This is a genomic window from Rhizobium sullae, from assembly GCF_025200715.1.
Lineage (GTDB): Bacteria > Pseudomonadota > Alphaproteobacteria > Rhizobiales > Rhizobiaceae > Rhizobium > Rhizobium sullae.
The window spans coordinates 89939-114098 of record NZ_CP104144.1 but is presented as its reverse complement, the minus strand read 5'-3'; the positions used below and the strand labels follow the sequence as shown (position 1 = coordinate 114098).

Annotated in this window: 22 protein-coding genes and 3 pseudogenes; 16 read left to right on the top strand and 9 right to left on the bottom strand. The window is 60.1% G+C overall.

Annotated features, from left to right (window positions below; genetic code table 11):
* Positions 1–63: 63 nt before the first annotated feature.
* Positions 64–1215 carry a mandelate racemase/muconate lactonizing enzyme family protein gene (locus tag N2599_RS21120; RefSeq protein WP_027513466.1) on the top strand — a complete coding sequence of 384 codons (1152 nt, stop codon included), beginning with the start codon at positions 64–66 and terminating at the stop codon, positions 1213–1215.
* Positions 1216–1238: 23 nt separating this feature from the next.
* Here N2599_RS21120 and N2599_RS37630 read toward each other — a convergent pair whose 3' ends face one another.
* The 3 genes from N2599_RS37630 to N2599_RS21105 form a co-directional block, all read right to left on the bottom strand.
* Complete coding sequence (locus N2599_RS37630) at positions 1239–1376, bottom strand: DUF6665 family protein (protein ID WP_311319505.1); 138 nt, start codon at positions 1374–1376, stop codon at positions 1239–1241.
* A gap of 208 nt (positions 1377–1584) precedes the next feature.
* Complete coding sequence (locus N2599_RS21110) at positions 1585–2748, bottom strand: adenosylhomocysteinase (RefSeq protein WP_027513464.1); 1164 nt, start codon at positions 2746–2748, stop codon at positions 1585–1587.
* 115 nt (positions 2749–2863) lie between these two features.
* Positions 2864–3769: a LysR family transcriptional regulator gene (locus tag N2599_RS21105; protein WP_027513463.1), complete on the bottom strand. Its 906-nt coding sequence runs from the start codon at positions 3767–3769 to the stop codon at positions 2864–2866.
* Between the two features lie 390 nt (positions 3770–4159).
* Here N2599_RS21105 and N2599_RS21100 point away from each other — a divergent pair, with 390 nt between their 5' ends.
* From N2599_RS21100 to N2599_RS21060, 9 genes and pseudogenes are all read left to right on the top strand, one after another.
* Positions 4160–5755, top strand: coding sequence for a sensor histidine kinase (locus N2599_RS21100; RefSeq protein ID WP_027513462.1), 1596 nt, complete (start codon positions 4160–4162; stop codon positions 5753–5755).
* Positions 5752–6396 carry a response regulator transcription factor gene (locus N2599_RS21095; RefSeq protein WP_027513461.1) on the top strand — a complete coding sequence of 215 codons (645 nt, stop codon included), beginning with the start codon at positions 5752–5754 and terminating at the stop codon, positions 6394–6396. The genes N2599_RS21100 and N2599_RS21095 overlap by 4 nt, the downstream gene beginning before the upstream one ends.
* 164 nt (positions 6397–6560) lie before the next feature.
* A complete protein-coding gene (locus tag N2599_RS21090) occupies positions 6561–6878 on the top strand; it encodes a response regulator transcription factor (protein WP_311319504.1) in 318 nt (105 codons plus the stop codon).
* A gap of 241 nt (positions 6879–7119) precedes the next feature.
* Positions 7120–8475 carry an epoxide hydrolase family protein gene (locus N2599_RS21085; RefSeq protein WP_027513459.1) on the top strand — a complete coding sequence of 452 codons (1356 nt, stop codon included), beginning with the start codon at positions 7120–7122 and terminating at the stop codon, positions 8473–8475.
* A gap of 88 nt (positions 8476–8563) precedes the next feature.
* Complete coding sequence (locus N2599_RS21080; RefSeq protein WP_027513458.1) at positions 8564–8992, top strand: DUF6130 family protein; 429 nt, start codon at positions 8564–8566, stop codon at positions 8990–8992.
* Positions 8989–10266, top strand: coding sequence for an epoxide hydrolase family protein (locus tag N2599_RS21075; RefSeq protein WP_027513457.1), 1278 nt, complete (start codon positions 8989–8991; stop codon positions 10264–10266). Before N2599_RS21080 ends, N2599_RS21075 begins: the two co-directional genes overlap by 4 nt.
* 62 nt (positions 10267–10328) lie before the next feature.
* Positions 10329–10988, top strand: a complete 660-nt coding sequence (locus N2599_RS21070; protein WP_027513456.1) for a VOC family protein — start codon at positions 10329–10331, stop codon at positions 10986–10988.
* Between the two features lie 226 nt (positions 10989–11214).
* Complete coding sequence (locus N2599_RS21065) at positions 11215–11928, top strand: SDR family oxidoreductase (protein ID WP_027513455.1); 714 nt, start codon at positions 11215–11217, stop codon at positions 11926–11928.
* Positions 11929–11986: 58 nt separating this feature from the next.
* Positions 11987–12237 (top strand): annotated as a pseudogene (locus tag N2599_RS21060) (VOC family protein); the annotation flags it as partial.
* 5 nt (positions 12238–12242) lie between these two features.
* On the opposite strand, the gene N2599_RS21055 reads toward N2599_RS21060, so the two are convergent.
* The 3 genes from N2599_RS21055 to N2599_RS21045 all read right to left on the bottom strand — a co-directional run bounded on the left by N2599_RS21055 (position 12243) and on the right by N2599_RS21045 (position 14408).
* On the bottom strand, positions 12243–12500 hold the full coding sequence (locus N2599_RS21055; protein ID WP_027513453.1) for a tautomerase family protein: 258 nt from the start codon (positions 12498–12500) through the stop codon (positions 12243–12245).
* A 124-nt stretch (positions 12501–12624) separates the two neighbouring features.
* The gene (locus tag N2599_RS21050) at positions 12625–13338 is read right to left on the bottom strand and encodes an SDR family NAD(P)-dependent oxidoreductase (RefSeq protein ID WP_027513452.1); all 714 of its coding nucleotides are present in this window, start codon (positions 13336–13338) and stop codon (positions 12625–12627) included.
* Positions 13339–13478: 140 nt separating this feature from the next.
* Positions 13479–14408 carry a LysR family transcriptional regulator gene (locus N2599_RS21045; RefSeq protein ID WP_027513451.1) on the bottom strand — a complete coding sequence of 310 codons (930 nt, stop codon included), beginning with the start codon at positions 14406–14408 and terminating at the stop codon, positions 13479–13481.
* A 269-nt stretch (positions 14409–14677) separates the two neighbouring features.
* On the opposite strand from N2599_RS21045, the pseudogene N2599_RS21040 reads away from it, so the two are divergent.
* Positions 14678–14980 (top strand): annotated as a pseudogene (locus N2599_RS21040) (DUF4172 domain-containing protein); the annotation flags it as partial.
* Here N2599_RS21040 and N2599_RS21035 read toward each other — a convergent pair.
* Both N2599_RS21035 and N2599_RS21030 read right to left on the bottom strand, forming a co-directional pair.
* A pseudogene (locus N2599_RS21035) lies at positions 14977–15595 on the bottom strand (transposase); the annotation flags it as partial. The pseudogenes N2599_RS21040 and N2599_RS21035 overlap by 4 nt on opposite strands.
* Positions 15582–16475 (bottom strand): DMT family transporter, encoded by an 894-nt coding sequence (locus N2599_RS21030; protein WP_027513678.1) that lies wholly within the window; start codon positions 16473–16475, stop codon positions 15582–15584. The pseudogene N2599_RS21035 and the gene N2599_RS21030, both read right to left, overlap by 14 nt.
* 104 nt (positions 16476–16579) lie before the next feature.
* On the opposite strand from N2599_RS21030, the gene N2599_RS21025 reads away from it, so the two are divergent.
* Positions 16580–17455: a LysR substrate-binding domain-containing protein gene (locus N2599_RS21025; RefSeq protein WP_027513677.1), complete on the top strand. Its 876-nt coding sequence runs from the start codon at positions 16580–16582 to the stop codon at positions 17453–17455.
* On the opposite strand, the gene N2599_RS21020 is transcribed toward N2599_RS21025, so the two are convergent.
* Positions 17430–18422, bottom strand: coding sequence for a GlxA family transcriptional regulator (locus N2599_RS21020; protein ID WP_027513676.1), 993 nt, complete (start codon positions 18420–18422; stop codon positions 17430–17432). The genes N2599_RS21025 and N2599_RS21020 overlap by 26 nt on opposite strands.
* Positions 18423–18523: 101 nt before the next feature.
* Here N2599_RS21020 and bcoG point away from each other — a divergent pair, with 101 nt between their 5' ends.
* Genes bcoG through N2599_RS21000 form a run of 4 tightly spaced genes read left to right on the top strand, consistent with a single transcriptional unit; the run spans position 18524 to position 24159 of the window.
* Positions 18524–19426, top strand: a complete 903-nt coding sequence (gene bcoG / locus N2599_RS21015; protein WP_027513675.1) for a 3-dehydrocarnitine:acetyl-CoA trimethylamine transferase BcoG — start codon at positions 18524–18526, stop codon at positions 19424–19426.
* Positions 19427–19433: 7 nt separating this feature from the next.
* Positions 19434–20924 carry a carnitine 3-dehydrogenase gene (locus N2599_RS21010; protein ID WP_027513674.1) on the top strand — a complete coding sequence of 497 codons (1491 nt, stop codon included), beginning with the start codon at positions 19434–19436 and terminating at the stop codon, positions 20922–20924.
* 12 nt (positions 20925–20936) lie between these two features.
* Positions 20937–22097 carry an acyl-CoA dehydrogenase family protein gene (locus N2599_RS21005; protein WP_027513673.1) on the top strand — a complete coding sequence of 387 codons (1161 nt, stop codon included), beginning with the start codon at positions 20937–20939 and terminating at the stop codon, positions 22095–22097.
* A 4-nt stretch (positions 22098–22101) separates the two neighbouring features.
* The gene (locus tag N2599_RS21000) at positions 22102–24159 is read left to right on the top strand and encodes an acetate--CoA ligase family protein (protein WP_027513672.1); all 2058 of its coding nucleotides are present in this window, start codon (positions 22102–22104) and stop codon (positions 24157–24159) included.
* Position 24160: the final 1 nt, after the last annotated feature.

Sequence of the window (24160 nt, the reverse complement as noted above, 5' to 3'; positions counted from 1 at the left end):
AAGTTCCATGTCAACATCAAATGTGACGGATGCGCCGGTTCGCTCTGTCGGGGAGGAGAGAGAATGCGCATTACGAAAGTGTCCCACTGGTTGATACGCGTGCCCTTTACGGAGGATATCCTCTGGGGCTCCGGACGCCGGATCGGCACGACGCGGCTCGTCTGCAGGATAGAAACGGACGCGGGAATCACCGGCTGGGGCGAGACCATCTCCCTGATCGCCAACGTACCGGCCGTCTTTACGGATGTCGTCGCACCGCTTGCCATCGGCTATCCGGTCACCGATGTCGAGCGGCTCCACCGCCATGTGCTCGGCGCTGGCTTCTATCACCACAAGCGTGCCGCGGTGATGGCAATCGCTGCTTTGGAAATGGCGATGTGGGATGCGCTCGGCAAGCAGGCGGGACTGCCGCTCTACGCATTGTGGGGAGGCCGCTGGCGCAAGGATGTCGAAGCGGCAGCCTATCTCTTCACCAACGATCCGGCGGCACTGAAGCCGCGGCTGCAGCGTTTCCTCGATTCCGGCTACGAAACGTTCAAGGTGAAGATCGGCTTCGACGAGAAGAGCGATATCCTGCTTACTGAGACGGCGCGTAATGTCATCGGCGGCCGGCCGCTGCGCCTCGACGTCAACGGCGCCTGGAACATCGCGACAGCCAAGCGGCAGCTCGAAAAGCTGAAGCCCTTCGATCCCGCCTATGTGGAGCAGCCGCTGGAACTCGATGATCTCGCCGGCCATGCCGCACTTGTCGCGGGAAGTCCCGTGCCGATCGCGCTCGACGAAAGCGCCTACACGCTTTCCGATATCGGCAATATCGTCCGCGCGCAGGCTGCCGATGTCGTGCTGCTCGATCCGCACGAGGCAGGCGGCCTCTGGCAGACGATCAAGGCAGCCGCGATCTGCGAGGCCGTCGGCATTCCTGTGACACTACACTCCGGCGCGGAACTGGCGCTCTCGCAATCCGCCTATATCCATCTTGCCGCCTCGATCCCCAACCTCTCCATCGCGATCGACACCGAACGGGCCTATCTCGGTGGCGATATCTGTGCCAATCCGCCGGTACTGGCTGGCGGCCGCTTTGAGGTGCCCGAGGAGCCAGGGCTCGGTGTTGTCATCGATGAGGGATCCCTCGAGAGATATCGCGTTTCCGGTATTGCCGGCGCATACCTCGATAAGCAGCGCGCGGATTGGTTTCCCGTCAAACCAGCATATTGAAGCGACGAGGCTGGAAGCTCGCATTATCTGCGGACGACGCCGAGCCGCGCGAGCACCTCGTTTGGTATCCCATATCGCAAGACCACGTCCCGGTTATTATGCAGGCCGCAGATTTGCCGCTGGACAAAGAGAGACCAGACGGCGTCGGCAGCATTGTTCACCAGCGTCTCCCGGTCGATGCCAGGCGAACTATCGACTTCCCATGCCGCAAGGTCGGCAAGAGCGGCCTCGGCCTTCCGGCCATGGCCACCCGGGCGCAGGACGGCCAGATGTCCTGCGTCTCAAATGTGTGGATTGTGACTAACTAGAATGCCTCGCGGCCATAGCAACTGGGGTTCCGAATGTTCCCCAATGTAACATTTGGCATTCCTAGCGATTGAGATCGAGGTAGCCGGAGGCGACCTGCGCATCGATGTCAGCTGGTACCGGAACCACACAAGAGGTATGATCAAGCTTTCCGCCCGCCACCCGCTCAAGGCAGCGCGCCTGCAGGGCAAAACCCAGATCCATCGATTCGATCGAATTTCCGAGCGGCCGGGGGCCCGCGAGATTGGCCATATGCCCACGGCCGAGAATATGGATCTTCCGGCCATCGTCCAGAAGTAAGGTTTCGATACCGTCACCCGCATAGGTGTCGACCGCTTTCGGCCCTGCTGCCGATTTGATGCCATCGACATCGATTTCGGTCGGAAAATGTCCGCCATTGATCAGCATGACACCGTCCTTGAACATCGGCAGGTCCGCGGCTGTGATGATATTGGCAAAGCCTGTGACGGTGACGATCACATCGGCGGACGCGATGGCATCGCTTCTGGGCGGCGTTGAAAAGCCGTCGAGATGGGCTTCAAGAGCAGTGACGGGATCGACATCGACCACGCTGACATTGCTAAAAGCACTGCGGAAACATCCGGCGGCACCCTTGCCGCAGGCACCATAACCGAAAACGCTCACGCGCTTGCCATTGGTCGAACGGTTGGTGAAGCGCATATAGCTCTCGAACAGCGACTGGCCGACCGCGTGGCGGTTTTCGGCAAACTGCTTGATCGGACTGTCATTGATGACGAGAATCGGCAGCGCGATCGCCTCGCGCATCGGCGCGAGACGCCGTCGTCCGGACGTCGTTTCCTCAGTACCGCCCAGCAAGTTCTTGTAGGGTCGCTCGGCGACGCGGGCGAAAAGATCGGCTCCGTTGTCGAGCAATAAATCTGGCTGGCGGTCGAGCAGAGTGTCGATGAAGCCGCGATGCGCCCTCGCGTCTGTGCTCTGCTCGCCGATCACGGCGATTCCATGCCGTTTGAGGTATTCCACCGTCGCAGGCTGGGTGCTGTTGAGATTGCCTGTTGCCACGAGATTGGCGCCGCCCTTTCTCAATGTCATGAGAAGAGCGACAGTCTTGGGTTCCAGGTGAATGGCGGTGCCGATCGTCAGACCCTGGAAAGGCTTTGTGCGGGAGAATTCTTCGGCGATAGCGTTTAGCAGCCGGCAACTGTCCGCCACCCATTCGATTCGCGAAAGTTGGTGTTGTCGTGCCATGGTCTTCTCTCCGCTGATCGTCGGCGCGCTGCCGGTTTTTCTGCGGATGTTCCCTACCGTGCGAAGCCGGCGGTCAACAGGGACATAATACTGCGCCAATGGGCAGATTTCCTGTTCAGGCCAGATCGGCCGCCTGACCTTCCCGGCGCAGCCAATCCGCCAGGAGACCGATCGTCCGGCTCTTGCGATCTGCGGCGCGACAGCACAGCCTGAATCCGATCGGTCGGATTGCGAAACCAAAATGCGCTGTCAGCGCACCGCTGGCGAGCTCCATCTCGATGGAAGCCCGCGGCGCTATCGTAACACCCAGACCGGCCTTCGCCGCACCGATCGCCAGCGTCAGGTCCTCGATTTCAACCCGTTTCAGAAAACGAGACGGGCGTGTTCCGCTTTCACGAAACCAATCGTCCCAGAGATAGGGAACATCGCGGGCCACCAGTGCCGTGGCATTTGCGAGCCAGTCATCAAGATCGGTGCCGGATGGAGCAGGCCCGGCGGCGCTGTAAACCGGGCCGAACGCATCGACCATGAAGGCGGTAGCTACGATGTCGGGCAAAGGGCGATATTCGCCGCCGGCGATCACGGCGTCAAGGTCGGGCGAGTCTGCGAGCGTGCGGGTAATGGCAACTGGAACGACATCGATCTCCAGGTCGGGAAGATCCGCATGAATGCGCGGCAGTCGTGGCATTAGCCAGGAAAGGGCCATCGGCATGGGTACGCCGAGACGAAGGCGCGTCTTGCGATCTCGTTGCTGAATCTCTTCTGCCGCACGGGAGACGATCGCGAATGCAATTCCAACTGCATCGGCAAAACGCAGTCCGGCGGCATTGAGCGTCACCCTGCCACCCTTGCGGACAAAGAGAGCCGCTCCGAAATACTCCTCAAGGCTTTGAAGCTGCTGCCTAACCGCTCCCGGCACCACCCCAAGATCCTGAGCTGCGGCGCGCAGGCTGCCGCAGCGGGCGAGCGCATCGAAGGCACGAAGAGCGTTGAGCGGCGGCAACGGATGCTTCAGGTTCAAGAGAGGACTCTCCGCAGGGCGGCGTGGTTTGCCGTATTCATTGCCGGGAAACGCCGCAAAGGAAAAGTAAAAATCGAATCGCGCAACGCTTGATGCCGACGCGCAGCTGTCGAAGCGGGCCATCACACCTTTGTGCGCCGCTGGCAGGGAACGACAGCACAAACGGGAGCTGTCGCATGCGTTTCCGCCTGCTGCGCTTGAGCCCACGACACCGAGCGTGCCATCGAAGGCGTAGGTGGCACCCAGGAAGATAATCTCGTTTGTGTGCAGTTCGGCGTGGGTGGTAGAATAACCGCGCGATCAGGCAAATAGCTTTATGATATTCCGAACGTGATGACTTTCGTGCCGCGCGCTGCAGCCGCGGCGAAAAGTATTCAATGGAGGGCAGCCGTGAGCACCCCAGAGGAAGAATTCTTTGTCCTCTCCGAGCTGTCCCCAGGTTCAGCGCAGAAATGGCTCGCTCTTGCTGTCGTGTTCGGCTTGTTGGTCCTCGTATTCATCGCCGCCGGGGCACTCGCGCGCGTTCAGCCGCACCGGATCGAGGCCTTCGTCCCGGCCTACACGACGGCGATGTTCGTGAACGACTCGATCACTGCAATTCTCCTGTTCGCCCAGTTCTCCATTCTCCGCTCGCGCGCCATCCTCGTGATCGCGAGTGGCTATGTTTTCACGGCCCTTATCCTCATTCCGTGGATCCTGGCGTTTCCAGGTGTATTTGTGCCCGGTAGGGGTCTTATTGGCGGCCTGCAGAGCACGTCCTGGCTCTACTTTTCGTGGCACGCCGGGTTTTCCATGTTCGTAATTGGATACGCATTGCTAAAGGACGCGGACACCGAGAAGCGGTTCTGGCGGGGCACGGTAGGTGCGGCGATCGCGCTGGGTGTCGCCTTAACGGCAGTAGTCGTGTTAGCCGCGGCATATGTCTGCGTAGCTCTCGAAGCGCTGTTGCCCCGCGTGGTGCTGGATCCCCTCCGCCTTAGCCCGCTGTGGCCATATGTCGGAGCGCCCGTCGCACTGGTAAGCATTGTGGCCCTCCTCCTGCTTTGGATCAGGCGCCGCTCGATGCTCGATCTTTGGTTGATGGTCGTTATGTTCCTGTACGCGATAGAAATACCCTTGAGCTACTACCCTACTCCGGTTCGTTTTAGCATCGACTGGTATGCCGTTCGGATCATCGGTTTCTTTTCGAGTAGTCTCGTCCTGATCGTCATGCTGTATGAGATAACGACCCTTTATGCACGGCTTCTCGGAGCGGTCCGTGCCCGACGTCAAGAGCGCGAGGCGCGACTGGTAACCGGAGAGGCCGTCGCAGCCACGGTTGCTCATGAAGTCAAACAACCTCTGTCTGGCATGATAACGAGTGCCGATGCGGGCTTGCGCTTTCTCAATCGCTCGTCGCCCGATCTGGAGGAAGCGAAGCAGGCATTCAAGCAGATAGTTGCCGGCGGCCATCGCGCGGCAGCGGTGATTGAAGGTATTAGAACGATCTTCAAGAAAGAAGACCGGAAGAGAGCTTCATTCAACCTCAATGATCTTACCAGGGAAACCCTCGCTCTCATGCGAGGGGATCTAGCGAAACACCGGATACTGCTTGAAACGGTGATAGATGAACAGCTCACGGAGGTAATGGGCGATCGAACTCAGCTACAGCAGGTGCTCGTAATCCTGATCACGAACGCTATCGATTCCATGATCGCGGTCGGCGGATCGCGGGTGTTGTCTGTAGAATCTAAGATGTATGACTATGGCCACGTAGGGGTATCGGTCGCAGACACAGGGACAGGAATTAGTCCGCAAGACACCGATCGAATATTCAACCCGCTCTTTACGACCAAGCCTGAGGGTATGGGAATGGGACTGTCGATCTGCAGGTCGATCATCGAAGCCCACGACGGGCGGTTGTGGGCTGCACCGAACACGCCCCAGGGAGCTATATTTCATTTTACCTCAATTTGCTCTGTCTCCGCACGCGAGGATCCGTTGTGATCAAGGTTGCACCGAAGAGTTCGCAGCCGACGAGTGAGGTCGAGCCTGCTGTCTATGTGATCGATGATGACGCCGGAATCCGCGACTCGCTCGGCCTGTTATTCCGCTCGGTCGGTTTGCGCGCCGAGCTATTCCGTTCGGCGAACGAATTCTTGCAACGCAAGCTGCCTCCGATTCCGAGCTGCCTGGTTCTCGACGTGCGCCTGCCCGGGTTGAGCGGCTTCGAACTTCATGCTGAGTTGACCAGGGCCAATGTCCATATTCCCATCATTTTCATCACGGCACACGGCGATATCCCCATGTCCGTGCGGGCCATGAAAGCGGGCGCCGTTGACTTCATCACCAAGCCGTTTCGCGACCAGGATATGTTGGATGCCGTCACCGCCGCGATCACGCGCGACCGGACAAGGCTGGATGCCGAGCGCACACGGTTCGACTTACGAAGCCTGTTCGACAGCCTCACATCGCGCGAACAGGAAGTGATGGCGCTCGTCGCTACCGGTTTAATGAACAAACAGATCGCGGCTCACGTCGGCCTCAGCGAGATTACGGTCAAAATTCATCGCGGCCATGCAATGAAGAAAATGCACGCGAAATCGCTCGCCGACCTGGTCAAGATGGCTGAGGCGCTCGGCATTTAATCGGGAAAGGAGCCTCGTCAGCCTCATATCTATGTATGACTATCGCACGCAGGTGGCTCAGAGCATTGTACAGTACACATTGATGGACCAATCGCTTGCGTGATGCACCAGTTATTTCGATCGTCGATGATGACGAATCCAGTCGTATCGGGACCGCGAGCCTTGTGCGGTCGCTCGGCTTCGTCGCTCACGCTTTTCCATCTGCACGTTCGTTCTTGCATTCGGAGCAACTGACAGAAACCTCATGTTTGGTTTCAGACGTCCAGATGCCGAACATGAGTGGAATCCAGCTGCAAGAGGTTTTGCACGCGCGAGGGCTTAGAATACCGACGATCTTCGTTACGGCCTATCCGGATAACAAGGTCCGCGCTCAGGCGTTTGCACGAGGCGCCGTCTGCTTTTTGAACAAGCCCTTTGACGGTGAAACGCTGTCTCGCTGCATCGACGTTGCTTTGAAAAACAATGGCGGTGACCGCGATTAGAGCGTCATCCATCGCCGGGCGCGATCAGGCTCGGCAGTCGGCGCAAAGTCCAATCGTCTAATTGCATCGAATTCAGCCGAGGGAAGGCTCGGGCCTGTCATGCGGATATACTTAAGTATGAGCGTCATAAACGAAGGCGCGATCATGACCAACCTACGTTCGATGGATCGCGCGCGGGAGTGAGAGCACAACAAACGTGTTCAACCGCTTAATTGCATCCGCGCAACGAAGGAGACTGATCATGTCCACGGCATATCCGGCGCCAACTCGGCGCGAGTTTCTTGCCACCTCGGCCACTGCATTACTCGCCACTTCGGCAGCCGGGGCGTTGAACTTTACTTCGGCTCAGCCGGCGGCCGCGGCTGGAGCCAGTTCAATCCGCCCTTTCACCGTGAACTTCCCCGACGAGGACCTTGTCGACTTGCGTCGCCGCATCACCGCCACGCGCTGGCCCGAGCGCGAACTGGTGACCGCTGCAGCTTCGCGGCGGACCTGGGAAACCTTACCGGCAGGCGACACACAAGGGGTGCAACTCGAGACGATGCAGAAACTCACCCAGTACTGGGGAACGGAATACAGTTGGAGCAAGTGCGAGGCGCGCCTGAACGCGCTGCCGCATTTCGTTACCGAGCTCGACGGGCTGGACATCCACTTCATCCACGTAAAATCGAAGCATCAAGGTGCGATGCCGATCATCATCACGCATGGCTGGCCCGGTTCGATCATCGAACTGCTTAAGATCATCGATCCGCTCACGAACCCTACGGCGCATGGCGGAACTGCGGCTGATGCGTTCGACGTGGTAATCCCGTCGATGCCAGGCTACGGCTTTTCCGCCAAACCGACCCAACCCGGCTGGGACCCGGCGCGCATCGCACAGGCGTGGATCGTGCTGATGAAGCGCCTCGGCTACAACCGGTTCGTCGCGCAGGGCGGCGATTGGGGCGCCCTCATCACCGAACAGATGGCTCTGATGGCGCCTCCCGAGTTGATCGCCATCCACACCAATATGCCAGCGACCATTCCGCCCGAGATTGTGAAGGCGCTGGCTGCCGGCAGTCCGCCTCCCGCCGATCTCGGGTCCGACGAAAAGCGTGCTTACGAACAGGCTGCCTTCTTTTATAAGTTCGGCCTGGGCTACGCCAACGAGATGGCACTTCGTCCGCAGACGCTCTATGGGCTCGTCGATTCGCCGGCTGGTTTAGCGTCATGGATTCTCGATCACGACGCTGACAGCTATGCACTGATCGCCCGCGCCTTCGATGGAGAGCCGGAGGGCCTTACCCGCGACGACATCCTCGACAACATCACGCTTTATTGGCTGACAAACACGGCCATCTCCTCGGCCCGCCTCTATTGGGAACACCGGCAAACGGCGACGGCGGGCTTCTTCGACGCCAAAGGCATCACCATTCCCGTCGGCGTAAGCGCGTACCCGTCCGAAATCTACACCGCGCCAAAGAGTTGGACCGAGCGCGCGTTCCCGAAACTTCTGCATTACGGCCGCCCGCCCAAGGGCTGCCATTTCGCGGCATGGGAACAGCCCGGGTCCTTCACCGACGAGCTGCGCGCATCGTTCAGAACGGTACGGACGTGAAGTGTCGGGCGGGGTGGCGCGCCGGACGTGCGCGTCATCCTCGGCTTGGCGATTACCCGATAGCGAATCTCCAAAAGGAGAGAATGCAATGAATCTCCTCATAAAGACGCTCGCTGTGCTCGCGGCTTGCACCGTGTTCGCCACGGATGCGCTCGCCCAGAGCACGGTCGTTCCCGTCGACAACGAGCCTGCGCCCAAGCTGATCGTTGAGCCGCCGCTTCCCGGTCCGTTGGCCGGGGGCGTCGTGTTCCTCCCGTACCGGGTGGAAAACTTGCGCATCCTGCCGGTGGGTGGGCCGGCCGCGCGCAACGTGTCTCCGCGGGTCGGACATCTGCACCTCACAGTCGATGATCTGCCTTGGGCATGGGCGGATTACGGCCAGAGCAACACCATTATTCTGGTGGGCATGCCGCGCGGCCAGCACAAGGTCCTGATCGAGGTGGTAGACGCCGAAGGCAACGTCTTCACCAAGCAAACCGTGACGTTCCACTCTCCGGGCAAGGAGATTCGGCCATGAAGCTCTACAAGTTGGCGACCGCGCTGGCATTCGGGCTTTGCATCCTTTCCGCCCTGGCCAACGCCACTGCGGCCGAAGATCGCTCGATCCGGCCGTTCACCGTCAGCATCCCGCAAGCGGCGCTTGATGACCTTCGCCGGCGCATCGCGGAAACACGGTGGCCGGATCGCGAGACAGTCAATGACCAGTCCCAAGGCATCCAGCTCGCCAAGATCAAGCCGCTCATCGAGTACTGGGGAGCCGGCTACGACTGGCGAAAGGCCGAGGCGAGGTTGAACGCCCTGCCACAGTTCATGACAACAATCGACGACGTGAACATTCATTTCATTCACGTCCGCTCGCGTCACCCGAACGCCATGCCGCTAATCATGACGCATGGCTGGCCCGGCTCGGTGCTCGAGCTGCTCAAGACGGTCGGTCCATTGACGGATCCCACGGCGCACGGTGGACGAGCGGAAGACGCGTTCGACCTCGTCCTGCCTTCGATGCCCGGCTACGGCTTTTCGGGCAAGCCGACGGACACCGGTTGGGGGCCTGACCGCATCGCACAAACCTGGACGGAACTGGTGACGCGACTCGGCTACCTCCGCTACGTCGCACAGGGTGGGGACTGGGGCTCTCCCGTCTCGAGTGCGATGGCGCGCCAGGCGCCAGCAGGATTGCTCGGCATCCACATCAACCTGCCGGCGATCGTGCCGCCCGAGATTGCCGTGTTGCTCGCCGCCGGCGGACCAGCACCGGCGGGACTGACCGAGAAGGAACGCGCGGCATTCAACGCCTTCAGCGCAGCCGCCAAAAAGGGGAACAGATCCTACGCTCTGATGATGGGTACTCGGCCGCAGACGGTCGGCTATGCCATCAATGACTCGCCCGCTGGCCTTGCGGCGTGGATGCTGGGGCATCCCGGCTTCTCGCATTGGACCTACGATAGCAACGATCCTGAAAAGTCCCCGGACGAGGTGCTTGACGACATCACACTGTACTGGCTGACGAACAGCGGCACCTCGTCCGGCCGGCTTTACTGGGAGTACGGCGGGCGCAGTCCTGCCTTTGCAGGCCCGGAGATGACCTCCGAGATATCGCTTCCCGTGGCGATCACTGTGTTTCCGGGAGAGAGCTACCAGGCCCCGGAGAGGTGGGCCCGGCGCGCCTATCCAAACCTGATTTACTTTCATGAGGCCGGCAAGGGCGGCCACTTCGCCGCCTGGGAGCAGCCCGAACTGTTTTCCGCCGAGTTGCGCGCGGCGTTCCGACCGCTCCGACAAGATTTCTGAGGCGCGTACCCTGCGCCAGCCCGGCCGCGTTCAACTCTCAAGGTTAACCTAAGGAGATCGACATGAGCAGCACTACTCCGACGCATAGCGACGCGATCGAAAAACCCGGAAAGCAGACGCTCGACATGAAGCTCGAGGTCGTCGTCATTTCCGTCTCCGACGTCGAGCGCGCCAAAAGCTTCTACGCCGACCTGGGTTGGAGGCTAGACGCCGACTTCAGTGTCGGTGAGACGTTTCGAGTCGTGCAGTTCACACCTCCGGGCTCACCGAGTTCAATCCACTTCGGGACGGGTGTCACTTCGGCGGCGCCGGGATCGGCGCAAGGGCTCTTTCTCATCGTGTCGGACATCGAGGCAGCGCGTGCCGAGCTTTTCGGCCGTGGCGTAGAGGTGAGCGAAGTGTTCCACCGCGACGGTCCGGGCAAGCCGGTGGTCAGCGGCCGCGATCCACAGCGGCGCAGTTACTTTTCCTACGCAACGTTCAGCGATCCGGACGGAAACGAATGGCTTCTGCAGGAGATCACCACCCGGTTCTCGGGCCGGATCGACTCCAACACGACGAACTACGCTTCCGTCGGAGATCTTGCGGCAGCGATGCGGCGTGCGTCGGAAGCCCATGGCGAGCACGAAAAGCGCAATGGAGGCGAGCGCGACGAGAACTGGCCGGATTGGTACGCCAAGTACATGGTGGCGGAGCAAACCGGCAAGCCGCTTCCACTTTGAGAAATTCGGCGCGCGGTGCGCCATTCCCGCGCGCGCGCCAATTTCAATCATACTCAGAGGCATCCGCGGTACTCGCGACTTTGCTCAAGCTGCCCTCGAAATCGACGGTTATTAGCCGGCTCATGGGGGCCACCGCTGGCGAAAAACAATAAGAGGAGAAGGTACCTTGGCGGGAGGTTTGAGCCGCTTCAGGACGGTTTGGCCCCGCCCAACGGAGAGAACGAAAATGATGATTCAAGATTCAGTGCTATTCATAACAGGCGCAAATCGCGGACTGGGTTTGGCCTTTGCTGAGGAAGCTCTCAATCGCGGCGCAAAGAAGGTCTACGCAGGCGTGCGGAATCTCACTGATGCGACTAGGCCGGGGGTCATACAAGTCAGACTGGATGTAACGGATCATGCCTCGATAGCCGAGGCGGCGAACCGATGCGGCGATACTACCTTGCTGGTCAACAATGCCGGCATTGCCCGTTTGACCAGCAGCACCCTTGACCCGAGTATGATCGACAGCGCGCGAGAGATCTTCGAGACAAACTATTTTGGAACGATCGCCGTCAGCCAGGCATTCGTTCCGATCCTTGCCAAGAACGGCGGCGGAGCGATCATCAATGTGTTGTCCGATGCCACGTGGTATGCCCGGCCTATGCTTGCCGCATATTCGGCTTCGAAATCCGCGGCTTGGAGCTTCACAAACGCCCTCCGTATCGAGCTGCGCGGCCAGACGACGGCAGTTCTCGGTCTGCATGTCAGCTTCATGGATACGGACATGACCCATGGATTCGATATGACGAAAACCAGCCCCCAGCAGGTTGCAGAAGCTGCCTTGATCGGCCTTGAGGCTGACGAGGAAGAGGTGCTTACTGATGATTTCACCAGGGAGGTTAAGCGAAGCCTCTCCAGCGAAAAACCGATTTATCTCGATCCGCCACCGCTCGGATGACTGGCATGGCTGTGCTTGCAACGCCAGCCGTGCCGGCTTGGCTGTCCTTAAGACGTAATCATCCTTCAGCGATCCAGATGGAAACGGCTGGATCTTCCAGGAAGTGTGACGACGAGGCTGCCTGGCCGGATCGATGCGAAAGGTGCGGCGTCCACGTCTGCAGGCAATCTCGCCAGCGCCCTTAGGCGTGCCGCGGCCGCTGACGGAGAACATGAGAAGCGGACCGGCGGCAACCACGATGAAGCGTGGCCGGACTGGTATGCGGCATATATGATTGCCCAGCAGTCCGGGGCTGCGCTACCGACCTGACCGGGTCACTTTCCAGCGCGTCCTCGGTCGCTCGAAGCTTCTGACAATGCCTTGCGGTACACCGCGGTCGGAAGTCCGCCCCATCCCCAGTTGTCGAGGTCGACTTCCTCGATCACGACATAGGTGGACTCCAGGGGCTTGTTCAGGACGTCCAGCATGACCTGGCTGACCCCTGCTATGATGGCGGCCTTCTCCTCGGCTGTCACCGATGAGCGGTCGGGTGTCGTCCCTTCGCGGGTTACCTGTACGGTGACGATTGGCATGCTCTTTCCTTTCAAGGCTTCCAGTTTCGTTATGGGGGCGGGCTGAGGCTAGCGCCGCTGGCGGCCTCCCGCGCCGGAACTTGGCGTAAGCGCCGGTCCGATTTGGGCCGGCGCTTTCTTCCGGCTACCAACGGCCGGCGTTCTGACCGCCGTCGACATGAAGGATCTCGCCCGTGACGAAGCTTGCGCCTTCAAGGTAAATTACGGCGTCGACTATGTCGCGGATCTCTCCGATGCGACCGACGGGATGGAGCGCGGACATGGCCTCGTGCGTCTCCGGCGAATGCATCGGAGTCTTGATGATGCCCGGAGAGACGGCGTTCACCCGAATGCCAGTCGTTGCGAATTCGATCGCAAGTTGCTTCGTGACGGAATTGAGGCCGCCCTTCGTGAGCGATGCGAGGGCTGCAGGTACTCCGGCGATCGGCTGGTCTACGAGGCTCGTCGTGATGTTGACGATGTGGCCGGAACCTTGTGCCAGCATCGCTTTTGCAGCGCGCTGGGTGATGTGGAAAAATCCGGCGACGTTGACCCCGAAATTGTGATCAAAATCTTCCTGTGTGATATCAACGAACGGCTTTGCAGTGAACACACCGGCATTGTTCACCAGGGTGTCGATACGACCAAAGCGCTCCAGCGCCTCTCGAACAACTCGCTCCGCGGTTTCGGGCCTTGCGATGTCACCGGCCACGGCATGCACTCCGTCGTCGAAGCTTTCCTTGATCGACCTCGACGTCGCGACGACCTTGTAATCGCGGTCCCGGAACGCCTTTACAAGTCCTTCTCCAATGCCCTGCGAGGCACCTGTGATAATGGCAACCTTCTTTTGACGGTTCATGATATGCATCCTTTCAAGCGCACCGGCCAGCTATCGGGCCGTGCCCCACGCGTTGCGCGTCGGTGATCTTGATTTAGATGCTTTCGATCATCGGGAGAATTGCCGCGCGCAGCACGACACTCAACCGATATTCGGGATAATCAAGGCAGAGACCCGGCTTCCATCGCGATACGCCCGAGCTCTGCCCTCAGCCGCGGAACCGAAAAGTCGATGAAGGCGCGCACCTTCGGAACAGCGGTCCGTCCCTGCGGTGCAAGGAGGTGAACGGGAAGCGCAGCCGGCTCATCGGCGGCGAGGACTATCTGCAATCGACCGTCTCGAACAAAATCCGCCACGTGGTAGGAGTAAAGCCTCGTCACGCCCATCCCCTCTGCGGCAGACGCCGCGGCCGCCCTCACGCTATTGACGACATAGCGAGGATTGAAATGCACCGTCCTTGGAATTGAAGATCCGTTGGCGGTGAAGCTCCAGGATTCGAGGCCAAAGTTGGAAAACGCGATGATCTGATGCCTCTGGAGGTCGGAAGGTTCTTTGATCGCCGGATTGCTCGCAAGATACCGTGGAGAGGCGACCACGACGCGTCTGACGTCTCCGCCGATACGTGTCGAGATATGCGTCGAGTCGGTCAGGTTGCCGATACGCAAGGCCACGTCGACACCTTCGTCGACTAGGTTGACGAACCGATCCAGCATCAGAAGGCGAACCGAGACGCTCGGATGCTCCTGAAGAAAGCCGTCGAGGATTGGCCGCAGAACTTCCTCACCGAGAATAGGTGGGGCGGAGATGGTGAGGATGCCCCTAGGAGAGGAGCGTTGTGCACTGGCGATGATGTCGGCTTCCTCGAGGTCCACAAGCACCCTGCGGCATGCTTCTACATATCGCTGGCCGGCTTCGCTCAGCTTCAGACTTCTGGTCGTGCGGTGAAGCAGTTCGACGCCGACGTGCTGCTCGAGCAGGCCTAAGGCCCGGCTGATCGCGGTCGGGGACCGCTTGAGCCGGCGCGCGGCGCCTGCAAGGCTGCCCTCTTCGACGGCCGTGACGAACACCTTCATTGCGTCGATGCGGTCCATTCCTCTGCTCCGCGAACTTCAATCTCAAAAAACACTCATCGTAGGATTTGACCCTCGCGTAAACAGGGGAAAACCGATCCGATGGTACCGGCGACACTTTGGTGCAGCAGATTGTGAACAGGCATCGCGTAATGACCTCCGTCGCGTCAGCAAAAACAACTATTTAATCTGGGGACCGGCACTGGGGCCTCGCCGATTCACAACAGTCATGCGGCGAATGAGATGCATAATCTCCGCAGGAAATGCGGTGATTATGCCAAAGTACATTCATTCATCAGTTGCCGGAATGGCCGCAGTTCGAATGGAATCTGGAAAATTTGTCCCGGCAGCTCGCCACCGTCCGGCATCGGCAGGGCAGACTCTTTGGCCATATGCAGGCGCTAGGCTTCCCATTACGCCAGGAAGCCATTCTCAAGACGCTGACCGAAGACGTTATCAAATCCAGCGAGATCGAAGGCGAAATCCTCGACCGCCAGCAGGTCAGGTCATCGATTGCCCGTCGCCTTGGCATTGAGGCTGGCGCGGTGCTGCCCGCAGATCGCGATGTTGAGGGCGTCGTCGAGATGACGCTCACGCGAGCCGGGAAGCGATATGTCCAGGCGCCTTCGATGAGGACCCGACGCGCCCTTGTGTTGCCTGCCTTGGTGACCCCACCACGTTTGACCCGTTCGCCGGTTGAGCTTTCCGATGGCACGAGACCGAGATACGCCATCAGCTGGCGAGGATTATCAAAGCGCCGGACATCGCCGATTTCGACGACAAAGGTGACCGCTGTCATGAACGCAACGCCGCGCATCGCCTGGTAGGCGGCCACAACCGGGGCCATCGACCAGGATGCCGCGGTCTCGACCACCAGCTTGGTCAACCTGTCCAGACGCACGCCGGCATCCTCGATGGCTTGGCAATATTCCGCCAACAGGATGTGGTGGGCGGGATGATCGAAGGCCTGGCGCGCCAGCCATCGGACATGAGCGCGCGTCCATGGCGTGCGGCCGGTATAGACCCGGCCATGACGCAGGAGAAAAATGAAGCTTGGCTCCGCGCTTGGAAAGCTTGGCGATCATCGACGCCACCGACGCCGGCTCCGACGAGATGTCGCCAAAAAACCGCACCTCGCCGTTGCGACCGAATTCGGCGACAGAGCGATTGTCATCCAGTGACCAGCGCTCGCTGCTAACGCCCACCACGCCTGGCTTCCACTAGGATATGCCAAACCACAGCGACCAAGATCAGTGCGCCACCGGCGAAAGTCGCAGCAGGCGGACGTTCCGCGAAGAAGAGCCATACCCACATCGGAGTGAGGACGATCTCCAATGTTCCGATAAGCGCAGCTTTAGCGGGAGGCATATGTCTTGCGCCGGCGAGGAAGAGTACGAGAGCGATGGAGAAATTGGTTGCGCCAAATGCAGCGAGGACGATCCAGTTGTGGAAATCGAGGGAGCCGACCGAGCCGAAGGGCGCAAAGAGCGCCAGCGTGAGAAAGGCGCTGACGATAGTGGAGGGCAGACTCGGCACGCCCGGGTTGATCCGGGGAATGACGATGATCATCGCAAAAGAGGCCGTCATACCCAGTGCCAGCAGATCGCCGAGACCCGTGCCGCCCCCGACTGATGAACCGACGATGACCATCACGCCGAGCAGGCAGACGGCGCCTGCGGCCATCGTGCGCCTCGCCACGCGCTCCCTCAGCAAAAGCCAGCCCAGCAGGGCCGCGATGAACGGGGCTGTCGCGTAGATGACGGCGACATTCGCCACGCTCGTCGTATAAAGTGCGCCGATGAAACATGCCTGGCTGAAGGTCTGGCAGGCGATCATCGCGAGACCTGATGGGCGCAAGACCGAGCGCCACTGCCGCTTGGACATTCCTCCTTCGAGGAAGAAGCTCGGAATGAGAAGGAACAGTCCCCCGAACAATGACCGCCACGCGATCGCTGTCAAAGCATCGGTCGTCAGCAGTCGCGAGTAGACGCCGCTTGCGCTCCAAGCGAGCGTCGCGGCGGCGACAAGAATCACGCCCTTGTCATGCTCGCTGAGGCCGAACGGACGGGCGCCTGTTTGGGATGACATCGGTTTTCCCGAACCAGAGGTCTGATGCCTCTGATTGCGCTTGTTCTTGACATCAGGCAAACGAATAGTTGAGATGACTGCCATCGGATTTTCTTATGGCTAAAATGCGTCAACCCATCGAAAGCGATCTGCTGCGCACATTTCTCGTGGTCGTCAAGACCTCGAATTTCTCTGCCGCTGCTCAGGCCGTCGGTCGGACGCAATCGGCCGTGAGCGCGCAGATTAAGAAACTTGAGGAAACTATCGGGGAAACCCTTTTCGACCGGGGCGCGCGCGGTGTCATCCCAACGCGCCTTGGCCTGCAACTGCTGCCCTATGCACGCCGTGTGATTGATCTTTTAGACGAAGCGGCAGCGACCATTCGGACCAAACCGCTCGATGGCCCGGTGCGTATTGGGATACCCGAAGAATATAGCCAGACTGTGCTGCCTGCCGCACTTGCCGCTTTCGCCGTCCGCCATCCAGCCGTGGAGGTCACAGTTTCCTGCGATTATACAGCGCGCAATCTCGCGGCCCTGGAGCGCGACGAACTGGATCTCGCCGTCGTCTTCGACTGGAGCAATCAGGCGGCGGGCGAAATCCTCTGTGTCGATCCGACCGTATGGGTCACGTCCCAGGTCCACCGGCTCCACGACCTCGAGCCGCTGCCGATCGCCATCTACCGCAATTCCACCTGGGCGCGCGATTTCGCTTTCAGATCGCTGGAATTGCAGGGTCGAAGGTACCGTGTGGCCTTCGTTGCCGATACTAGCTCCGGGCTCAAGAACGCCGCGTCCGCGGGCCTTGCCGTCACCACGCTCTCCCGCAGCAACATACCACCGGGCTGCCGCGAGCTGACTGCGGAGGAAGGGTTCCCACCGGTCGATGCCTCCAGAGTGGTCCTGCGCCGAAACCCCTATCATTCCAGCGAGGCCGTACGCGGGCTCGCCGATATGGTACGGGACGCATTTCAGCCTATGGCCGTTCCTCCGATGCTGTAACCGGCCGCCGGAGACGACGCCTCGTGTCCGAGGGGCTTTCCGAGAAGCTCGCGCGATAGCTTCTCGTAAATGCTGAAGCCGAATTGAAGCCGGTCGCGGCCGCGATATCGGCAAAAGGCGCCTTGGTTTCGATCACCTTCCGCCGCGCTGCGTTCAGGCGCAGTGCCAGATAATGGACGTGCGGGGGCGCGCCGGTGCTCTGCTGAAAGAGCCCCTGCAGGTGGCGCGCACCGATGCCCACTCTGCGAGCCAGTCGCGCAAGCACGATAGGCTGCTCGATATTCTCCTCCATCAGCCGTACAGCTTGGGCGACCCGAGGATCGCGCATGTGCAGACCTGTCCCCGAAGGTGAAAGCTGGGTCTCGCTGTGGACGGAGTCCTGCTCGTAGCTGAAGAGCCGGCTGACCTCGAGCGCCAGCGAGTATCCTTGCCTTTGCCGTATGATCTCCAGCATCAGGTCGACGGTCGGGAGCGAACCTGCCGTGGTAATGCGCTTGCCTGTGATGACGAAACGCTCCTTCACCGCCCGCACATGCGGATAGGCAAGCGAGAAGTCATCGAAATCTTCCCAGTGTATCGTCGCCGGCAGCCGATCGAGAAGGCTGGCTTCGGCAAGCAGCCATGTTCCGGATTCGATGCCTGCGATCATGCTTCGGTAACGGGCCGCCTGAGAGAGCTGCATCTTCAATGCCGGTGTCGAGCTGCGGCGCCAATTGTAGCTTGCAAGCACGAAGAGCGGTGTCTCATCCCGCCCCGTCCCAAAGCCACCGGCGGCGGGTACAGGAATGCCGCTCGTCGTCAGCACAGGCGAACCATCAGGCGTTAGAAGCCGCCATCGATAAAGCTCACTGCCGGAAATCCGGTTGGCACCACGCATGGGCTCGATCACCGAAGCGAGCAGAATGAGGTTCGTCTCCGGCATGACAAGAAGATCAACATCCAGCCGATCGTTGGATCGCGTCAGCATTAGGCCTCCATCATTTCCGATAACGTATCAAGTACTTCCGTTAATGCAAAGCATGACGCGCCATCTTCCCCCGTAATAGGCCCAACACGAGGGAGAAAAAAATGCCTCTTGCGATGAACCGCGATGTTTTCATCACCTGTGCCGTAACCGGTGCCGGCGATACGGTTTCGAAATCCAGCCACGTTCCCATCACTCCCAAGCAGATCGCGGATTCCGCGATCGACGCCGCCAAGGCTGGGGCGGCAGTTGTCCACTGTCACGTCCGCGATCCGAAAACGGGTGCCGCGAGCCGCCGCAACGACCTCTACAAGGAAGTTACTGAGCGCATTCGCTCTGCCGATATCGACGTCGTACTCAACCTGACGGCCGGTATGGGCGGTGATTTGATCTTCGGTGATGTCGAACGCCCTCTACCTCTCAATCCGCAAGGCACCGACATCGCAGGTGCAACGGAACGCGTCTCCCACATCGCCGAGTGCCTGCCGGAAATCTGCACGCTGGACTGCGGTACGATGAACTTCAGTCTCGGCGACTACGTCATGACGAACACGCCGGCGATGCTCCGTGCGATGGCGAAGAAGATGACAAATCTCGGCGTACGCCCAGAAATCGAGGCCTTCGATACCGGTCATCTCTGGTTTGCCAAACAACTTGCCGAGGAGGGCCTGATCGAGGATCCGGTGCTGATCCAGCTTTGCATGGGCATTCCATGGGGCGCGCCCGATGATCTCAACACTTTCATGGCGATGGTGAACAACGTTCCCAATAGCTGGACCTTCTCCGCCTTCTCGATCGGCCGCAACGCCATGGCCTATCCGGCTGCGGCGGTGCTTGCCGGTGGCAACGTCCGCGTTGGGCTTGAAGACAACCTCTATGCTGGAAAGGGCGCGCTCGCGACGAATGCCCAGCTTGTCGAGAAGGCGGTGCAGGTCGTCGAAGGAATGGGCGCCCGCATCATCGGGCCTGAGGACGTCCGGAAGAAACTGAAATTGAGGAACCGCTGAGGCGCCCATGAGCAAGATCAACAAAGCAGCATGTGTCGGCGGCGGCGTCATCGGTGGCGGATGGATCGCCCGTTTTCTGCTTGCAGGCATTGATGTCGACGTCTTTGACCCGCATCCGGAGGCAAGCCGCATTGTCGGCGAAGTCATCGCCAATGCCGAGCGCGCTTACGCCATGCTGACCGGGGCACCTCAGCCACCACGCGGCAAGCTCACTTATTGCGAGACCCTTGAAGAAGCCGTCGTTGATGCCGACTGGATCCAGGAAAGCGTACCGGAAAGACTGGACCTCAAACGTAAGGTGTTGACGGAGATAGATGCGGCTTGCCGCCCCGACGCGCTGATCGGGTCCTCCACATCAGGCCTGCTGCCAACCGACCTGCAGCGCGACATGCGGTTTCCGGAACGCCTCTTCGTGGCGCACCCCTACAACCCCGTCTATCTCCTGCCGCTCGTCGAGATCGTCGGCGGTGAAAAGACCAGCCATGGCGCCATCAAGGTGGCGATGGAGAAGCTGCCACCGATCGGCATGAAGGGCGTTCACATCGCCAAGGAGATCGAGGCCTTTGTCGGCGACCGTCTGCTGGAGGCTCTTTGGCGCGAGGCGCTGTGGCTAATCCATGACGATATCTGCACAGTTGAGACGCTCGATGACGTCATCCGTTATTCCTTCGGTCTTCGCTGGGCGCAGATGGGTCTCTTCCAGACCTACCGAATCGCCGGTGGCGAGGCAGGCATGCGGCATTTCCTAGCCCAGTTCGGTCCGGCTCTGCAATGGAACTGGACCAAGCTGATGGACGTCGTCGACCTCGACGACGCGCTTGTTGAGAAGATCGGCCAGCAGTCGGATGAACAAGCGGACGGATTGTCAATCCGCGAGCTCGAGCGCATCCGCGACGAAAATCTTGTCGGCATCCTGCAGGCGCTGAAGGGCGGCCATGGCGGTAAGGGCTGGGGTGCCGGCAAGCTGCTCAAGGATTTCGAGCATACGCTCTGGACTGCCAGCGGCAGCCGCAAGCATCCCGAGGACATCGCGCGGCCATTGAGGCTTGTCGAAGCCAATGTCAGCCCCGCATGGGTCGATTACAACGGGCACATGACCGAGCATCGCTATCTGCAGGTGTTTGGGGATACATCGGATGCACTGCTGCGCCTTATCGGCGTCGATTTCGCCTATGTCGAGCGGGGTCACAGCTATTACACCGTCGAGACCCATATCCGCCACCTCGGCGAAGCCAAGCTCGGTCAGGCGATTCATTCAACCTGCCAGCTTCTGTCAGCAGACGAGAAGCGGCTGCATCTGTTCAACACGATTCATGACACAGCGACGGGCCAGGCGATTGCGACCGCCGAACAGATGCTGCTGCATGTCGATGCCAAGGCGGGAAAAGCCGCTCTCGCACCGGGGGAGGTGCTGAGCAAGATAAAGCCGATCAGCGAGGTCCACGCAAAACTGCCCATACCGGATGGCGTCGGACGCCATGTCGGGCAAAAACGCTAGGAGGAAGCAGTCATGAATTTCGGGCTCAACGAAGAACAGGAGATGATCGTCCAGACGGTCCGCGACTTCGTCGAGACGGAAATCTATCCGCATGAGAACGAGGTCGATCGCACTGGTATCGTTCCATCAGAACTCGGCGAGGAAATCAGGCGCAAATGCATCGATCTCGGTTTTTATGCTTGCAATTTTCCTGAGGAGATCGGCGGCGCCGGTCTCGACCACGTTACCTTTGCTCTTGTCGAGCGCGAACTCGGCCGCGGTTCGATGGCACTGACAGTGTTCTTCGGCCGCCCTTCCGGAATTTTGATGGCCTGCGAAGGCGAGCAGCGTGAGAAATATCTTCTGCCGGCGGTGCGGGGCGAAAAGGTTGACGCGCTGGCGATTACCGAACCCGATGCCGGCTCCGACATGCGCGGAATGAAATGCATGGCGCGGCAGGACGGTGGCGATTTCGTGCTCAATGGTACCAAGCATTTTATCTCCCATGCCGATGTCGCCGATTTCGTTATCGTCTTTGCGGCAACCGGAGAAGAGGAGACGCCCAAGGGCATCAAGAAGAAGATCACGGCTTTTCTTGTCGATCGCGACACGCCGGGCTTCGATATCCTCAAGGGCTATCAATCGATATCGCACCGCGGCTACCACAACCTCATCCTGAACTTCACCGACTGCCACCTGCCCAAATCCCAGGTGCTCGGCGAAGTCCATCGCGGCTTCGACATCGCCAATGAATGGCTTTACGGCACACGTCTGACGGTCGCGGCAACCTGCGTCGGGCGTGCACGCCGCGTTTTTGATATGGTGCTGCCCTATGCGGCGGAGCGCAAGCAGTTCGGCCGGCCGATCGGCGCCAATCAAGGTGTGTCGTTCAAGCTTGCCGACATGATCACGGAGATCGACGCCGCCGACCTGCTGACGCTATCCGCCGCTTGGCGGCTTGATGCTAGCCTTGGTGCCAACCGAGAGATCGCCTCGGCGAAACTCTACGCCTCCGAAATGCTTGCCCGCGTCACCGACGAAGCGATCCAGATCTTTGGCGGCATGGGGCTGATGGACGACCTGCCGCTTGCCCGCTTCTGGCGTGACGCGCGGGTCGAACGCATCTGGGACGGAACCTCGGAGATCCAGCGGCACATCATCAGCCGCGATCTGCTGCGGCCGTTCGGAGCGTGACCCGATGACGCAACGCTCGCTCGATCGACTGATCAGACCGCAAACGATCGCCGTCTTCGGCGGCCGCGAAGCGCGCCGGGTCATCGAGCAGTGCGACCGCATGGGATTTGCCGGCGAAATCTGGCCCGTCCATCCGGTGCTCGAGAAGGTGGTGGGGCGCCGTTGTTATCGATCAGTGGGCGAGCTGCCCGCGGCACCCGACGCGGCCTTCGTCGGCGTCAACCGGCTGTTGACTGTCGATATCGTACGCTCGCTTGCCGTCATAGGCGCCGGCGGCGCCGTTTGTTATGCTTCCGGCTTCAGCGAGGCGGTCGCGGAACTCGCCGATGGCGCGATACTGCAAAATCATCTCGTCGAAGCGGCCGGAAATATGCCGATCCTCGGACCGAATTGTTATGGCATGATCAACGGCCTCGATGGCGCCCTGCTCTGGCCTGACCAGCACGGAATGGTGCGCGTCGAAAGAGGTGTTGCCATTCTCACGCAATCCTCCAACATCGCCATCAATCTCACCATGCAAAAGCGCGGCCTGCCGATCAGTTATGTGATGACGGCCGGCAACCAGGCGCAGACCGGATTGTCGGATTTAGCCCTCGCCGTGATCGAGGACCCGCGCGTCACGGCCATCGGCCTGCATATCGAGGGATTCGGCAACATTCAGGCGCTTGAGAAGCTTGCCTTACGTTCCCGGGAACTGAAAAAGCCCATCGTTGCGCTGAAAGTCGGCAAATCCGAACAGGCGCAGCGCGCCGCCATTTCGCATACCGCATCCCTTGCCGGAAGCGATGCGGTTGCCGATGCCATTCTCGCTCGCCTCGGCATTGGCCGCGTGGCAACCCTCCCGGAAATGATCGAAACGCTGAAACTTCTCCACGTAGCAGGCCCGCTTGAAAGCAATGCGATCTCTTCCATGAGTTGTTCCGGCGGCGAAGCCTCGCTAATGGCCGACGCCGCTGTCAGCCGGGGCGTGGAATTCCGCTCTCTGAAACCCCGGCAGCTTCCGTCTCTCAGGTGCAGCCTGGGTGAAATGGTCGCCCTTTCCAACCCTCTCGACTACCACACTTTCGTTTGGGGCGATCTGACCCGCCAGTCGGAGGCCTTTATAGCCATGTTCGAGGGCGCTTATGCCCTCAATCTGGTTGTCCTTGATTTTCCGCGGAGCGATCGTTGCAACACAGCGGACTGGATGACGACGGTCAGTGCCGTCGCGGCGGCCGCGAAACGAACCGAAGCGCGCGCCGGTATCGTGGCGACATTGCCGGAGAACATGCCGGAAGAGATTGCCTTGCTGTTGATGGAGGATGGCATCGTGCCTTTCTGCGGCATCAGCGAAACCGTCGCCGCCGCGGAAATTGCCGCTAACATCGGCAAAGCCTGGCAAAACCCACAGCCATTGCCACTGCTCAATGTACCGTTGACCGCAGGCGAGATCGAGACGTTGAGCGAGGCGGAAGCCAAAGCGGAACTGTCTGCCGCCGGTCTCTCCGTTCCGCTTGGTGCAACCGCACCGAGTTCGGACGAGGCAGCAGAACAGGCTCAGCGTCTCGGTTTTCCCATCGCTCTGAAAGCGCTTGGCGTCGAGCACAAGACCGAGGCCGGTGCTGTCGCGCTCAACCTTAAGGATGCTGAAGCGGTGCGAAACGCAGCGCAGAAAATGGCCCATGTCGCCGCCGGATACCTGGTTGAACGGATGATCGAGCGCCCCGTGGCCGAGCTGATCATCGGCGCGGTACGCGATCCGGTCCTTGGATTGACTTTAACCGTCGGTGCGGGCGGAATTTTGGTGGAATTGCTTGAAGATTCCGTCATTTTGACGCTTCCGGTAACAGAAGCGGAGATCTTGGAAGCGATTTCGCGCCTGAGGATCAGGAAACTCATCGAGGGCTATCGCGGCGCGGCGAAGAGCGACCTCGACATAGTGGTCAAAGCCGTCGCATCAGCAGCAGAATATGTCGTAAAAAATGCCGTGTGGCTGGAAGAACTGGACATTAATCCATTGATGGTTCTCCCTGAAAACCATGGTGTCGTTGCCGCAGACGCTCTCATCCGGCGAAGGAGGTAGC

Excerpts from the sequence above, each read along its gene's own strand:
- N2599_RS21045 (WP_027513451.1), bottom strand. The coding sequence starts at position 14,408 with ATGGACCGCATCGACGCAATGAAGGTGTTCGTCACGGCCGTCGAAGAG.
- N2599_RS21070 (WP_027513456.1), top strand. The coding sequence starts at position 10,329 with ATGAGCAGCACTACTCCGACGCATAGCGACGCGATCGAAAAACCCGGA.
- N2599_RS21030 (WP_027513678.1), bottom strand. The coding sequence starts at position 16,475 with ATGTCATCCCAAACAGGCGCCCGTCCGTTCGGCCTCAGCGAGCATGAC.
- N2599_RS21020 (WP_027513676.1), bottom strand. The coding sequence starts at position 18,422 with ATGCTGACGCGATCCAACGATCGGCTGGATGTTGATCTTCTTGTCATG.
- N2599_RS21010 (WP_027513674.1), top strand. The coding sequence starts at position 19,434 with ATGAGCAAGATCAACAAAGCAGCATGTGTCGGCGGCGGCGTCATCGGT.
- bcoG (WP_027513675.1), top strand. The coding sequence starts at position 18,524 with ATGCCTCTTGCGATGAACCGCGATGTTTTCATCACCTGTGCCGTAACC.
- N2599_RS21055 (WP_027513453.1), bottom strand. The coding sequence starts at position 12,500 with ATGCCAATCGTCACCGTACAGGTAACCCGCGAAGGGACGACACCCGAC.
- N2599_RS21025 (WP_027513677.1), top strand. The coding sequence starts at position 16,580 with ATGCGTCAACCCATCGAAAGCGATCTGCTGCGCACATTTCTCGTGGTC.
- N2599_RS21000 (WP_027513672.1), top strand. The coding sequence starts at position 22,102 with ATGACGCAACGCTCGCTCGATCGACTGATCAGACCGCAAACGATCGCC.
- N2599_RS21085 (WP_027513459.1), top strand. The coding sequence starts at position 7,120 with ATGTCCACGGCATATCCGGCGCCAACTCGGCGCGAGTTTCTTGCCACC.
- N2599_RS21050 (WP_027513452.1), bottom strand. The coding sequence starts at position 13,338 with ATGAACCGTCAAAAGAAGGTTGCCATTATCACAGGTGCCTCGCAGGGC.
- N2599_RS21080 (WP_027513458.1), top strand. The coding sequence starts at position 8,564 with ATGAATCTCCTCATAAAGACGCTCGCTGTGCTCGCGGCTTGCACCGTG.
- N2599_RS21110 (WP_027513464.1), bottom strand. The coding sequence starts at position 2,748 with ATGGCACGACAACACCAACTTTCGCGAATCGAATGGGTGGCGGACAGT.
- N2599_RS21065 (WP_027513455.1), top strand. The coding sequence starts at position 11,215 with ATGATGATTCAAGATTCAGTGCTATTCATAACAGGCGCAAATCGCGGA.
- N2599_RS21120 (WP_027513466.1), top strand. The coding sequence starts at position 64 with ATGCGCATTACGAAAGTGTCCCACTGGTTGATACGCGTGCCCTTTACG.
- N2599_RS21005 (WP_027513673.1), top strand. The coding sequence starts at position 20,937 with ATGAATTTCGGGCTCAACGAAGAACAGGAGATGATCGTCCAGACGGTC.
- N2599_RS21075 (WP_027513457.1), top strand. The coding sequence starts at position 8,989 with ATGAAGCTCTACAAGTTGGCGACCGCGCTGGCATTCGGGCTTTGCATC.